At 69.1% G+C, this 13,550-nt stretch carries 10 protein-coding genes; 6 read left to right on the top strand and 4 right to left on the bottom strand.

Annotated features, from left to right (window positions below; genetic code table 11):
- Window positions 1-48: 48 nt before the first annotated feature.
- The 3 genes from ATSB10_RS12470 (at window position 49) to ATSB10_RS12460 (ending at window position 2,725) form a co-directional block, all read left to right on the top strand.
- Window positions 49-1,317 carry a mechanosensitive ion channel domain-containing protein gene (locus tag ATSB10_RS12470; RefSeq protein WP_063674481.1) on the top strand — a complete coding sequence of 423 codons (1,269 nt, stop codon included), beginning with the start codon at window positions 49-51 and terminating at the stop codon, window positions 1,315-1,317.
- A gap of 2 nt (window positions 1,318-1,319) precedes the next feature.
- Entirely contained in the window at window positions 1,320-1,805 is a 486-nt protein-coding gene (gene folK, locus ATSB10_RS12465) for a 2-amino-4-hydroxy-6-hydroxymethyldihydropteridine diphosphokinase (RefSeq protein WP_063673112.1), read from the top strand.
- 65 nt (window positions 1,806-1,870) lie between these two features.
- Entirely contained in the window at window positions 1,871-2,725 is an 855-nt protein-coding gene (locus ATSB10_RS12460; protein WP_063673111.1) for a DUF6159 family protein, read from the top strand.
- Between the two features lie 3 nt (window positions 2,726-2,728).
- Here ATSB10_RS12460 and ATSB10_RS12455 read toward each other — a convergent pair whose 3' ends face one another.
- Both ATSB10_RS12455 and ATSB10_RS12450 read right to left on the bottom strand, forming a co-directional pair.
- Window positions 2,729-3,475, bottom strand: a complete 747-nt coding sequence (locus ATSB10_RS12455; protein WP_063673110.1) for a pteridine reductase — start codon at window positions 3,473-3,475, stop codon at window positions 2,729-2,731.
- A 53-nt stretch (window positions 3,476-3,528) separates the two neighbouring features.
- Window positions 3,529-4,173 (bottom strand): hypothetical protein, encoded by a 645-nt coding sequence (locus ATSB10_RS12450; protein ID WP_063673109.1) that lies wholly within the window; start codon window positions 4,171-4,173, stop codon window positions 3,529-3,531.
- A gap of 175 nt (window positions 4,174-4,348) precedes the next feature.
- On the opposite strand from ATSB10_RS12450, the gene ATSB10_RS12445 reads away from it, so the two are divergent.
- Both ATSB10_RS12445 and ATSB10_RS12440 read left to right on the top strand, forming a co-directional pair.
- Window positions 4,349-6,505, top strand: coding sequence for a TonB-dependent receptor (locus tag ATSB10_RS12445; RefSeq protein ID WP_063673108.1), 2,157 nt, complete (start codon window positions 4,349-4,351; stop codon window positions 6,503-6,505).
- A 193-nt stretch (window positions 6,506-6,698) separates the two neighbouring features.
- Window positions 6,699-7,892: a class I SAM-dependent methyltransferase gene (locus ATSB10_RS12440; protein ID WP_063673107.1), complete on the top strand. Its 1,194-nt coding sequence runs from the start codon at window positions 6,699-6,701 to the stop codon at window positions 7,890-7,892.
- Window positions 7,893-8,273: 381 nt separating this feature from the next.
- Here the strand turns inward: ATSB10_RS12440 and ATSB10_RS12430 are convergent, their stop codons facing one another.
- Both ATSB10_RS12430 and ATSB10_RS12425 read right to left on the bottom strand, forming a co-directional pair.
- Window positions 8,274-10,490, bottom strand: a complete 2,217-nt coding sequence (locus ATSB10_RS12430; protein ID WP_063673106.1) for an LTA synthase family protein — start codon at window positions 10,488-10,490, stop codon at window positions 8,274-8,276.
- 61 nt (window positions 10,491-10,551) lie between these two features.
- On the bottom strand, window positions 10,552-11,781 hold the full coding sequence (locus ATSB10_RS12425) for a multifunctional CCA addition/repair protein (protein ID WP_063673105.1): 1,230 nt from the start codon (window positions 11,779-11,781) through the stop codon (window positions 10,552-10,554).
- Between the two features lie 100 nt (window positions 11,782-11,881).
- Here ATSB10_RS12425 and ATSB10_RS12420 point away from each other — a divergent pair, with 100 nt between their 5' ends.
- The gene (locus ATSB10_RS12420; protein ID WP_083966206.1) at window positions 11,882-13,549 is read left to right on the top strand and encodes a trehalase family glycosidase; all 1,668 of its coding nucleotides are present in this window, start codon (window positions 11,882-11,884) and stop codon (window positions 13,547-13,549) included.
- The last annotated feature ends 1 nt before the right edge of the window (window position 13,550 follow it).

The following is a 13,550-nucleotide window of genomic DNA, read 5'->3' as shown; positions in this document are numbered from 1 at the left end:
CCGGCGCCGGCGTGTCCGTATCCCCGGCGTCGCGGGATGCCCGAGGAGATGCGTTTGGATTCCCTGCCTGAGTGGGCGCGTGCGCCCTGGATGCACACCGCGATCGGCGTCGTGGCGTTGCTCGTCGTGGCCTGGCTGGCGGGCCTGCTGGCGCGACTGATCCTGTTCCGCGTGGTGCGCACCATGGCGGTGCGCACGGTGTGGAAATGGGACGACGAATTGTTCCGCGCCGGCGTGTTCCGCTGGGTGGCGCGGCTGGTGCCGACCGTGGTGGTGCAGTTCGGTCTGCCGCTGGTGCCCGACCTGCCGCCGACGCTGGGGCGCCTGGGCGGCAACGTGGCGCTGGGGCTGATGGTGCTGTTCCTGGTGCTGGCACTGAGCGCCTCGCTCACCGCCATGGAGACCATGTACCGCGCGACGCCGGGCAGTTCGCAGCGCCCGATCAAGGGCGTGGTCCAGCTGGGCAAGCTGCTGCTGTTCATCATCGGCACGCTGGTGATCATCGGCGCGGTCACCGACAAGAAGATCGGCCTGCTGCTGTCCGGCCTGGGCGCGATGTCGGCGGTGCTGATCCTGGTGTTCAAGGACACCATCCTGGGCTTTGTCGCCGGCATCCAGCTCGCCTCCAACGACATGCTGCGGGTCGGCGACTGGATCACCATGCCCGGCGCGGGCGCCGACGGCGACGTCATCGACATCACGCTGTACACGGTGAAGGTGCGCAATTTCGACCGCACCATCGTCACCATCCCGACCTGGAAGCTGATCTCGGAGAGCTACCAGAACTGGCGCGGCATGGCCGAGTCGGGCGGGCGGCGGATCAAGCGCGCGTTGCTGGTCGACGCGGCCACGGTGCACTTCCTCGATGCCGCGGGGCTGGAACGACTGGGCCGTTTCCGCCTGCTGCGCGAGTACCTGGGCGCCAAGCACACCGAGCTGGCGGAGTGGAACCGCAGCCTCGGCGAGGCCGGCGAGCAGGCGGTGAACCGGCGCCGGCTGACCAACCTCGGCTCTTTCCGCGCCTATGTCGGCGCGTACCTGAAGGAGCACCCGCGGATCCATCACCAGATGACCTGCATGGTGCGCCAGCTGGCCAGCGACGCGCAGGGCATCCCGCTGGAGCTGTACTGCTTCACCAACACCACCGACTGGACGGCCTACGAGGGCATCCAGAGCGACATCTTCGACCACCTGTACGCGCTGCTGCCGGAATTCGGTCTGGCGCTGTACCAGCCACCCACCGGCCACGACCTGCGCGCGGCGCTGGCGGGCTTCTCGCCTGGCGCCGGTGCGTCCGCCGCCCGGGCCCGGGACTGACCATGGCCCGTGTCTACCTGAGCCTGGGTTCCAACGTCGAGCCGCAGCGTTATCTGCCCGCCGCGCTGGACGAGCTGCGCGCGCGCTTCGGCGCGCTGGCCGTCTCGCCGGCCTATCGCACGAAATCGGTGGGTTTCGAGGGGCCGGATTTCGTCAATCTGGCCGTGGGGCTGGACACCGACCTGCCGCCACAGGCGCTGAACGACTGGCTGCATGCGCTGGAAAATCGCCATGGTCGTCGGCGCGACGTGCCCCGCTACTCCGACCGCACGCTGGATGTGGACATCGTGTTCTACGACCAGCTGGTGACCGAAGGGACGGAGCACCTGCAGGTGCCCCGCGACGAGCTGAAGCACGCCTTCGTACTCAGGCCGATCGCCGACATCGCGCCGGACTTCGTGCATCCGGTCTCCGGCCGCTCGATGGCCGAACTGTGGGCGGCGTTCCCGGCCGACACGGCGCCGATGACCGTCGAACCGCTGGCCTGAGGCTGGCATCCCGCCGCGGCTGCGGCTGCGGCACAATGGCGCCTTCATCACGGGGGAGGGAAGCCATGGGCAAGTTCGCGCGTAGCTGGGCACTGATGAAGGCGAGCGCCGGGGTGTTGCGCTCGGACAAGTCGCTGCTGGTCTTTCCGCTGCTGTCGGGCATCTGCAGCCTGGTCGTGATGGCCAGTTTCTTGATTCCGGTGGCCAGCATGACGATGGAGGGCGAGCGGCTCGGCGTGCATTACAGGCACGGTCTTTCGACGGCCTCGTGGACACTGCTGTTCGGGTTCTACCTGGTGCAGTACTTCGTGATCTTCTTCTTTAACACGGCGCTGGCCGGGGTGGCGCTGAAGCGCCTGCGCGGCGAGGAAGCCAGCGTGAGTGAGGGTCTGGCGCTGGCCGGTTCGCGCATCGGGGCGATCTTCGGCTATGCCCTGATCGCGGCCACGGTGGGCCTGCTGCTGCGCATGGTGCAGGAACGGCTGGGCCTGATCGGACGCTTCATCGTCGGCTTGATCGGTCTGGCCTGGACCGTGGCCACCTTCCTGGTGGTGCCGGTGCTGGCCGGCGAAGGCGTCGGTCCGGTCGATGCGGTCAAGCGCAGCGTCGAGCTGCTGCGTCGCACCTGGGGCGAGAACCTGATCGGCAACGCCGGGCTCAGCGTGGTGTTCGGGCTGATCGGCTTCCTGCTGGCGCTGGTTTCGGTGGCACTGGTGGTCGGGGCGTTCGCCACGCAGTCGATCGTCGCGGGGGTGACCGCGGTTGCCATCGTGGTGTCGGCCTTCATCGTTCTGGCGCTGGTGCAGTCCTCGCTGCAGGGCGTCTACGCGGCAGCGTTGTATCGCTATGCCGAAGAGGGCGAGGCCGGCGCGGGCTTCCCGCCGGCGCTGCTGGAGCAGGCGTTCCGCCCTAAGGGCTGAGGCTCACACCGACAGCGTGCGTCCGCCGTCGATACGGATCACCTGACCGGTCACGAACGGGGCGTCGCGCAGCAGCCACAACACGGCGCTGGCGACGTCCTCCGGCGTGCCGGCGCGCTTGAGCGGCGTGCGTTCGAGCATGGCCCGCTTGTCGTCGTAGGCCTTGCCTTCGCTGGGCCACATCACCGCGCCCGGCGCTACCGCGTTCACCCGCACCTGCGGGCCCAGATCCAGCGCCAGCGAGCGGGTCATGGCCAGCAGCGCGGCCTTGGCCATGCAGTACACCGGATGGTCGGCCAGCGGCCGTTCGGCGTAGATGTCCACCAGGTTGACGATGGCGCCACCGGCCTGGCGCAGCGCCGGCGTGGCGGCCTGGGCGAGGAAGAACGGCGCCTGTGCGTTGGAAGCGAACAACTCGTCCCACTGCGCCGGCGTGGCACTGCCGACCGGCGTCGGATAGAACGCCGACGCGTTGTTCACCAGCGCGTCGAGCCGGCCGAACCGGGACAGTGCGGCGGTGACCAGCTCGGGCAGCATGTCCAGCGCCGCCAGCTCGGCATGCACCAGTTGCACGCTCTGCTCGCGCTGCTGCCCGAGTTCGGCGGCCAGCGCCTCGGCCGCGTCGGCCGAGTGGCGGTAGTGCAGCACCAGGTCGTAGCCGGCGGCATGCAGGGTGCGGGCGATCACCGCACCTACGCGGCGACCGCTGCCGGTGATCAGGGCGACCGGACGGGGATGGGTGGAACTCATGGGCGCTTCCGCTCAGCTGGATCGCTCCAGCTTGCCGCAAACCGCGTGACAGTTCATCGGGTCGTGGTCGCGGCCTCGCCCGCGTCCGTCCCATCGACGAAGCCCACATCGGCGGCGAACAGCGCGATCGCCGTCGCCGCCACCTGGCGGGTGTCGTAGTAGGCGTACGCGCCGACGCCGACTGCGCCGACCACCGGCAGCCAGCGCGACACGCCGGCGCCGACCGCGCGCTGCCCCACCTTCACGCCGACCTGCTTGGCGATGCGCTCGACCACGGTGTAGGTGACGCGGCGGAACAGCAGGCGGTCGCCCATGCGCACCACCAGGTCGCGGAAGGCCTGCGCGGCGGTATGGCGGAACAGGCACCACAGCATCTGCTCGCGCCCGAGCGAGGCCTGCTTGCCGAAGCTGGCGGCGATGTCACTGACCATCTGCGCCTGGATCCGCCAGATCGCAATCAGTTCCGGCAGCACGGTCATCCAGCCCAGCGGTCCCGGCGGCAGGGCCAGCGAACCGGCAGTGACCGCGGCACGGCGCGCCGCTCGTTGACCGAGCGCACGCGCGTCGGCGAGCGGGTCGGCGCTTGGCCCGACCCCGGCCGCCGGAATGCGACTGACGAAGTCGAGCAAGGCCTGGGTGACCCGGTCGTGGGCGCCGGGCTGGTAGGGCACCGGCAGCGAGCGGTCGGGCGGGTTCATGGTGCCTCCTCGGGCTTCAGGCGGGACGCAAGTGTCGGCACCGGCCGATGAAGCGTTGCCAACGATCTTGCCCGGAACATGACTTTCGGGGGTGTGAGGCTTTCACTGCAATTGGCAATGTTATAACGTATCAATAATGCGAAGCCGCTCCCTTTCCCCGCTCACTGGACGTTTCATGACTCCTCGCCTGCTTGCCCTCAGCCTTGCCTGCGCCCTGGGCGCATCTTCCGCCTTTGCCGCCGATGCCCCTGCTGCGCCGGATGACGCGCCATCGAACACGCCGGCGGCCCGCAACCAGCCGGTCCAGGTCAAGCAGCTCGGCTCGGTGGACGTGAGCGCCGCGCTCGACCAGGCGCGCAACGCCCTGTCGCCGGATACCGGCTCCAGCCAGTACGTGATCGACCGGAAGGCGATCGCCCAGCTGCCGCTGGGCGCGGCCACGCCACTGAACCAGGTGGTGCTGCAGGCGCCGGGCGTGGTGCAGGATTCCTACGGTGGACTGCATGTGCGTGGCGACCACGCCAACCTGCAGTACCGCATCAACGGGGTGATCATCCCCGAGTCGATTTCCGGCTTCGGCCAGACGCTGGACACGCGCACCATCGAGAACGTGAAGCTGCTCGATGGCGCGCTGCCGGCGCAGTACGGCCTGCGCACGGCCGCGGTGGTCGACATCACCACCCGCAACGGCCACGACCTGGGCAATGGCGGCAGTGTCGGTGTCACCGGCGGCTCGTTCGGCACGCTCAACCCGAATGCCTCGGTATGGGGCAGCAAGGACCGCTGGAGCTGGTTCCTCACCGCGAACTATCTGGAGAGCGATGTCGGCGTGGAGAATCCCACGGCCAGCCGCAAGCCGCTCCACGACCACACCCACCAGGTGAAGGCGTTCGGCGACGTCTCCTACCTGATCAACGACGACACCCGCCTGAGCTTCATGTTCGGCGCGGCCAACAGCCGTTTCCAGATCCCGAACAACCCGGACCAGCAGCCGAGCTTCGGCTACCTCACCCAGACCGATTTCAACTCCGCCAACCTCAACGAGCGCCAGCGCGAAACCACCCGCTTCGGCGTGCTGTCGCTGCAGGGCAAGCTGGGCGAAACCGACTACCAGGTGGCGCTGGGCCAGCGCTATTCCAGCCTCGATTTCACGCCGGACCTGATCGGCGATCTGATGTTCAACGGCGTCGCCTCGACCATCGACCGCAGCAACCGCGCCAGCACCCTGCAGGCCGACTTCTCCACCCCGCTGGGTGACCACCACACCCTGCGCTACGGCGTGTACGGCAGCTTCGAGCGGGCGCCCAGCAGCAACAACGCGTGGGTGTTCCCGGCCGATGCCAGCGGCAATCAGGCCAGCACGACGCCGATCAACATCCTCGACGGCAACCGCATCACCGCCAAGACCTGGTCGGCCTACGTGCAGGACGAGTGGAGCATCGGTGACAGGCTGACGGTGAACTACGGCCTGCGCGGCGACCAGTACAAGGCCTTCCGCACCGAGAGCCAGCTCAGCCCGCGACTGGGCGCGGTCTACCAGGCCACCGACTCGACCGTGCTGCACGCCGGCTACGCGCGCTACTTCACGCCACCGGCGACCGAGGCGATCACCACCGCCAACATCGCCAAGTTCAACGGCACCACCAACCAGTTGCCCGACAACGGCGACAACACGCCGCTGTCCGAGCGCGCCGACTACTTCGACGCAGGCATCTCGCAGAACGTCGGCGCCCACCTCACGCTGGGCCTGGACGCGTACTACCGCAAGGTGCAGCGCCTGCAGGACGAAGGCCAGTTCGGTGCCGCGCTGGTGTACTCGACCTTCAACTACGCCAAGGGCCGCATCAAGGGCGTGGAGTTCACCGCCAACTACGACAACGGTCCGCTCAGTGCGTACTTCAACCTTGCGGCCAGCCGCGCCATGGGCACGCACGTGATCACCAGCCAGTACAACTTCGCACCGGACGACCTGGCCTACGTCGCCGACCACTGGATCTTCCTCGACCACGACCAGGCGTACTCCTCGTCCGGCGGCGTGAGCTACGCCCTAGGCGACGACACCCAGGTCGGCGCCAACTACCTGTTCGGCAGCGGCCTGCGCAAGGATGGTGCCGTGCCGAACGGCGCCTCGCTGCCGGCCTACTTCCAGCTCAATCTGAGCGTGTCGCACGACTTCAACCTCGCCAGCACCGGCAAGCTGCACACCCAGTTGGCCCTGATCAACGCGCTCGACCGTACCTACGAGCTGCGTGATGGCAGCGGCATCGGCGTGGGTGCGCCGCAGTTCGGTCCGCGACGCGGCCTGTACCTGACGCTGCAGAAGGACTTCTGACGCGGTCCGGCTGCCCCGCCACTCCCGGAGCGGGGCGCCAGATGGTCGCGGCGCACCCCTCGCCGCGATCCGTTCCGGCCGGCCCTGTCCCGTCCCTCCCCTTGGGCAGGGTCCGGCCCGGAACCCTTCGTCGCCACGGCCCGGCCCGATCGACCCGGTATCCTTGCGCGCTCCGCCAGCCGACGACGCGCCCATGCAGGACCGACTCCCCGAACCTTCCGCCGACGAACGCGCGCACTCCGGGCGCCTCGTCGCGATGCTGCGTGACGAGATCGCCGCGCATGGCCCGATGCCGTTCGAGCGCTACATGGAGCGCTGCCTCTACGCTCCCGGGCTGGGCTACTACAGCGCAGGCACCACCAAGTTCGGGGCGGCCGGCGACTTCACCACGGCACCCGAGCTGGGCGAGCTGTTCGCCCGCTGCGTGGTGCAGGCGATGGCCCCGGTGCTGGCCGCGTCCGGCGACGCGGCCGACTTCCTCGAGCTGGGCGGCGGCAGTGGCGCGTTCGCCGAGGTCGCCCTGCGGGCGATGGACGAGGCCGATGCGCTGCCCCGTCACTACCTGATCCTTGAACCGAGCGCCGATCTGCGCGAGCGCCAGCGCGAACGCCTGTCCGCGGCATTGCCCGCTGACGTCGTCGCGCGCGTGCAGTGGCTGGACCGGCCGCCGTCCGCAGCGTGGCGCGGTGTGCTGTTCGCCAACGAAGTGGTCGACGCGCTGCCGGTGGTGCGTTTTGCGATCCGCGACGGGGCGGTCTTCGAGGAGGTCGTCGCCGTCGATGCCGATGGCCGGCTGGTGCGCGAGGACCGGCCGGCCAACGGGGGCACCGAACAGGCCGTGCGCGCGCTGGAGCACGAGCTCGGCGCCCCGTTCGCCGACGGCTATCGCTCGGAGCTGCTGCCGCAGCTCGCCGCGTGGATCGCGGCGATCGCCGGCCCGCTGGAAGCCGGGGCGATGCTGCTGGTCGACTACGGCTTCGCCCGCCGCGAGTACTACCTGCCTGGAAGGCGCGACGGCACGCTGATGGCGCACTATCGCCACCGCGCCCATGCCGACCCGCTGTACCTGCCGGGGCTCAACGACCTCACCGCATCGGTCGACTTCACCGCGCTGGCCGAGGCGGGCGAGCGGGCCGGCTTCACGCTGGTGAACTATCTGCCGCAGTCCGCCTTCCTGATGGCGTCGGGCCTGCCGCTGGCGTTCGAAGCGGCATTCGCCGCCGCACCCGACGAGGCTGCGCGCTACCGGTTGGCCCAGCAGGTGAAGCGGCTGACCCTACCCGAGCAGATGGGCGAGCGCTTCCAGGCGATGCTGTTCGCGCGCGGCCTCGATCCACTGCCCATCGACGAGGACCTGGTCGGCGAGCGTCCGGCGGCGCGACTGTGACCGAAGGCCCCGCGCACCTGCGCTGGCATCGCCGCTGGGTCGCGCTGGGCCTGGCGATCATGGCCTGGACGCTGTGGATGGCGTTGCGCCCCGACCCCGGCATCACGCTGGCGGTGCCGGAAGGCGACAAGGTGCTGCACGCGGTCACCTTCACCGGTCTGATGGGCTGGTGGGGGAACGTCTACGCCTCGCGCGGCGCGCGGGCCCGGGGCGGCGCTCGGATGTCTCGCGTTCGGCGTCTTCATCGAGTTCGCGCAGTGGCTGGACCCACCGCGCGACGCCGATGCCTTCGACGTGCTCGCCGATGCCGTGGGCATCGGCGTGGCCTGTCTGCTGCTGCGCACGCCGCTGGCCCGGGTGCTGGCCCGGGTCGAAGCCTGGTCAGTGGCCCGCCGGCGCGCTTGAGGCGCTGGCGGGAGGGCCGGCCGTACCGGCTGCCGTCGGCATATCGCCGCTCGCTGCCTGGGTCGGTGGCAGCGGGGCCACCGGCGTGCTGTCCTCGGGACGCCGCGCCAGTTCGCCGTGCTTGAACAGGTTCGCGGCCACCTGGTAGTAGGCGATCGCCTCGTCCACCAGGGCCTGGTCGACCGGGTGCGCCGGGGTGGCGTCGCCGGTGGCGAAGTCCGGCACCAGTTGCTCCATCTTGCGGCCGGGTTCCAGCGCGGTCAGCAAGCCATGGCGCAGGTAGCCGAGCTTCTCGTAGGTGGCCGGGAAGGCGCGCTCGCGGCCGGGTTCCAGCTGGAACACGTCGTAGCCGAAGAAGCGGCTGCGGTAGCTGAAGTGCAGCAGGCCCAGCAGGGTCGGCGGCACGTCGATCTGCGAGGTGAGGCGCTCGACCTTCTGCGGCGGGATGTGCGCCGGCGAGTAGATGTACAGCGGGATGTGGTAGCGGTTGATCGGGATGCTGGCCTTGCCGGCGCTGGCCGCGTCGTGGTCGGCGGTAATCACGAACACGGTGTCCTTGAAGTACGGCTTTTCCCTGGCGCGCTTGAGGAAGTCGCCGATCGCCCAGTCGGTGTAGGCCACCGCGCCGGAACGCGAGCCCTGCGGGAAGTCCACGCGCCCGGCCGGGAAAGTGTATGGCCGGTGGTTGGAGGTGGTCATGATGTGCAGGAAGAACGGCTTGCCCTGCGCGTGGATCCGGTCCATCTGCGCCAGCGCCATGGTGTACAGGTCCTCGTCGGACACGCCCCAGACGTTCTCGTGGTGGATGACGGCGCCCTTCGGGTAGTCCTTGCGGTCCACCGCCAGGTAGCCGTTGTGGCTGAAGAAGTAGTTCATGTTGTCGAAGTAGCCGTAGCCACCGTAGACGAACTCCGACACGTAGCCCCGGTCGTTGAAGATGTCGGCCAGCGAGAACAGGTTCTCGTTGCCCTTCATCTTGATCACCGAATCGCCCGGGGTCGGCGGGATCGACAGCGAAAGCGCCTCCAGCCCGCGCACGGTGCGGGTGCCGTTGGCGTAGGCGTTCTCGAAGAACATGCTCTGCCGGGACAGCGCATCGAGCTGCGGCGTGAGGTGCTGCTTGTTGCCGAACACCCCCAGGTAGTCTGCCGACAGGCTTTCCACGCTGATCAGCACGACGTTGAGATGCTCTTCCGGGCCGCTGTGGCGGATCTCGCGGGTGAGATCGTGCGGGCTGTCGTTGAGGTAGGTGGCTTCCGGCGTCTTCAGCAGCTTGCGCACGCGCGCATAGGCCTCGTCCTGCGGCAGCGTGCGGTAGAACTTGGCGTAGTCGAGGTGGCTGGAGCGGAACGCGGCGAAGAACTGGAAGATGCCGTTGCCGGCCAGCTCGTTGACGTAATTGTTGTCGGTGCGGTCCTTCATGTCGGCGGAGAAGCCGGCGGTGACCAGCACGCTCAGCACCAGCCAGGCCAGCGCCAGCATGCTGCGCGCGCCGAAGCGCGAGCCTTCGTCGCGGCGCCACACGCGTCGCCGGGTCAGCCACAGCACCAGCACCGCGCCGACGGCCAGCAGGGCCAGCCAGGTACCGATCGGGTAGGACTCGCGGATGTTGCCGATCACCTCGGTGGTGTAGACGAGGTAGTCCACCGCGATGAAGTTGAAGCGCACACCGAACTCGTTCCAGAACACCAGCTCGGACGCGCCCACGAACATCAGGCCGAACAGCATCGCCAGGGCCAATCCGTACAGGTAGCCGCGGCCGCTGCGCCGGTTGTAGGCCAGTGCGGGCAGCGGCAGCAGGTAGATCGCCAGGATCGCCAGTGGCCACACCTCGTGCAGGCTGGCCTGCCACTTCAGGTACAGCAGGCCCCAGCACAAGCCGAAGCCGGCCAGCAGGGCGGCGATCCAGCCGAGCCAGCCGGCCAGGCCGCGCACGCGCGGCCGGTCGGTCGGCACGATCCACAGGAACAGCACCAGCGGCCACGCCACGTAGACGAAGGTCACCAGGTCGGCGATCGCGCCGACACCGAAGGCGTAGAGGTAGTTGAGCGGGTTCGGGCTCACGCCCTTGCCGGTCATCACCAGCAGCGCGATGCGCGTGATCACGCCGATCACCAGATACGTGGCGGCCAGCCAGCCCAGCGGGCGCAGGCGCTGGCGCAAGGGCGAGGAGGAGGGATGGCTCAGGGACACAGGCGACTCCGGAACATGGATCGCCGCACCAGCGCGAAGGCGTTGGCATCGGCGCGAAAGGTCAATTGTTATATTGTTTCACATCGCCAATGGCACTGATGCGCGCGGCATCCATCGCGGCGCCAACGGCCGGGCCGCGCAGACCATCGTCGACGAAGGGGGCGGCAGTCACCGCCGCGGCTGCCGCACGGGCCTGGCGCAGGTAATCGCCGGCGGGATACGGATCGTCTTCATGCCCCAGTCGCCCGCGCTTGTCGGCCCAGCAGGCGGCCAGGAAGGTCTCCAGCCGCTCCGGTCGGCGCAGGGCGTCCAGCGCGGTGAGCAGCTTGAGCACCGTCGCTGGCTTGAGCTCCAGTGCCCTGTGCGCGTTGAGGTGCTCGCGGCAGACGTGTTCGGCGAGCGTGGCGTGTTCGGTCGGTACCTTCAGCCTGGCCGAGAGCGCGCGCACGAGCGGTACGCCGGCGTGCTCATGGCCGATGTGCCGTGGCAGCACATCGGCCGGTGTGAGCGCCTTGCCCAGGTCGTGACAGAGCGCGCAGTAGCCGACCAGATCGTCGCCGGTCGCGATCGCGGCGGCCGCGTCGAGCACCAGCTCCATGTGGGTGCCGGTGTCGACCTCCGGATGGAACTCGGGGCGCTGCGGCACGCCATAGAGCGCGTCCACCTCGGGAAACAGGACCGCCAGCGCGCCGCTCTCGCGCAGCACGCGCAGAAATGCCGACGGCCGCGCTTCGGCCAACGCGCGCCGGGTCTCGGCCCACACGCGCTCGGGCACCAGATGGTCCACCTCGCCGCTCGCCACCATCTGGCGCATCAGCGCCATCGTCTCGGTGGCCACGGTGAAGCCGAGTGGTGCGAAGCGCGCAGCGAAGCGCGCCACGCGCAGCAGGCGCACCGGATCCTCGACGAACGCCAGCGAGACGTGGCGCAGCACGCGCGCTTCGATGTCCTGCCTGCCGCCGTAGGGGTCGACCAGGGCGCCGCTCTCGTCCTGCGCGATGGCGTTGATGGTGAGGTCGCGCCGGGCCAGATCTTCTTCCAGTGTCACCGTCGGGTCGGCGTGGAAGGCGAAGCCGTGGTAGCCGCGGCCGGTCTTTCGTTCGGTGCGCGCCAGTGCGTACTCCTCGCCGCTGTCCGGGTGCAGGAAGACAGGGAAGTCCTTGCCGACGGCCCGATAGCCGAGCGCAAGAAGCTCGTCCGGCTGCGCGCCGACCACGACATGGTCGCGATCGACCACGGGCCGACCGAGCAGCTGGTCGCGGACGGCGCCGCCGACGAGATAGATACGCATCCGGACATTCTGCCATGACGTTCCTTCACGCCCCCGCAACGGCATCGCCGGACGTCGGGGGTTATCCTCGTGCGATCCGTCCGCCGCCCGAGGGAACGCCGTGAAGCGTCGCAGTCTCCGCCCCGTCCTCGCCGCGATGCTGCTGCTGGCCAGCACCGCCGTCGCCGCCGCCCAGGCCGATCCGGCCGCGACCCGCGCCTATATCGACAAGGCCTGGACTACGCTGACCCGGGCCACCGACGACTGTGCGTCGCTGGTCGATCCGAAGGTGGCCACCGAGCCGGTGTTGTACCTGCCGGCCGACGTGCCGATGCCTCCCTCGCTCGAGGCTACCCGGCACCGTTGCAAGGTCGACGTGCGCCGCCTGCCGCGGGTGGTCACCGCGCTGGGCCAGATCGACGCGCGCACGCTGCCGGTGCAGGGCCTGCTGTACCTGCCGCATCCCTACGTGGTGCCGGGCGGCATGTTCAACGAGATGTACGGCTGGGACAGCTACTTCATCGTGCTGGGCCTGGTTGCCGATCACCATGCGGACCTGGCGCGCGGCATGGTCGACAACTTCCTCTACGAGATCGACCACTACGGCGGCGTGCTCAATGCCAACCGCAGCTACTACTTCAGCCGTTCGCAGCCGCCGTTCCTCGGCGAGATGATGCGTGCGGTAATCGACGACCCGGCCAGCTTCCCCGATGCGGATGCCGCCACCGCCTGGCTGCGCAAGGCCTATCCGCTGGCGGTGAAGGACCACGCGATCTGGCTGGGCAAACCGCATCAGGCCGGCGACACCGGCCTGGCGCGCTACATGGATCTCGGCGCCGGTCCGGTGCTGGAGATGCGCAACGCCGACTACCTGAAGGGCGTGATCCGCTACCTGGAGAAGCATCCGGCGAAGAACCACGGCTACCTGGTGAGGGCGCCGGAGCATCCGGATGCGACCGAAGCGACGCGCCTGAAGACCCGCAGCTGCGATCTTGCCGCTTCGCCCGTCTGTGCCGACGCCTGGGCCGACGGCTACCGCCTCAGCGCCGACTACTACGCCGGCGACCGCGCGATGCGCGAATCCGGCTTCGACACCAATTTCCACTTCGGTCCCTACGGTGCCGCCACCCACCACTACGCCGCGGTGGGTCTCAACAGCCTGCTGTACCGCTACGAGCGTGACCTGCACGATTTCGCGCTGCGGCTGGGCAAGCCGGCCGAGGCGGCACACTGGGCTGCGCTGGCGGCGCAGCGCAAGGCGGCGATGAACAAGTACCTGTGGCGGGCCGACCGCGGCCTGTTCATGGACTACGACACCACGACCGGCCAGCCTTCGGACGATCCTTACCTGACCACCTTCTATCCGCTGTGGGCCGGGCTGGCGACGCCGGCGCAGGCGAAGTCGGTACGCGATCACCTGGCGCTGTTCGAGCGCAAGGGCGGCCTGGCGATGAGCGGAGACGCCAGCGGCGCGCAGTGGGACCAGCCGTTTGGCTGGGCACCGACCAACTGGCTGGCGGTGAAGGGGCTGGACGACTACGGCTTTCACGACGACGCGCGGCGCATCGCCGCGAAGTTCGCCGGCACGGTGGATCGCAGCCTCGCCGCCGACGGCACCATCCGCGAGAAATACAACATGGTCAGCGGCAACGCCGACGTGCGGATCACCGCCGGCTACACCGAGAACGTGATCGGCTTCGGCTGGACCAACGGCGTCTGGCTCAAGCTGCACCAGCTGCTCGACCGCGCGCCGGCGGGCAAGGCCGAAACCGCCACCGTCACGCCCTGAG

The sequence above is a fragment of the Dyella thiooxydans genome (assembly GCF_001641285.1).
In the GTDB taxonomy this organism is placed as follows: domain Bacteria; phylum Pseudomonadota; class Gammaproteobacteria; order Xanthomonadales; family Rhodanobacteraceae; genus Dyella_A; species Dyella_A thiooxydans.
Note: the sequence above shows the minus strand (reverse complement) of the source record. Positions and strands in the feature narration are given on the sequence as shown.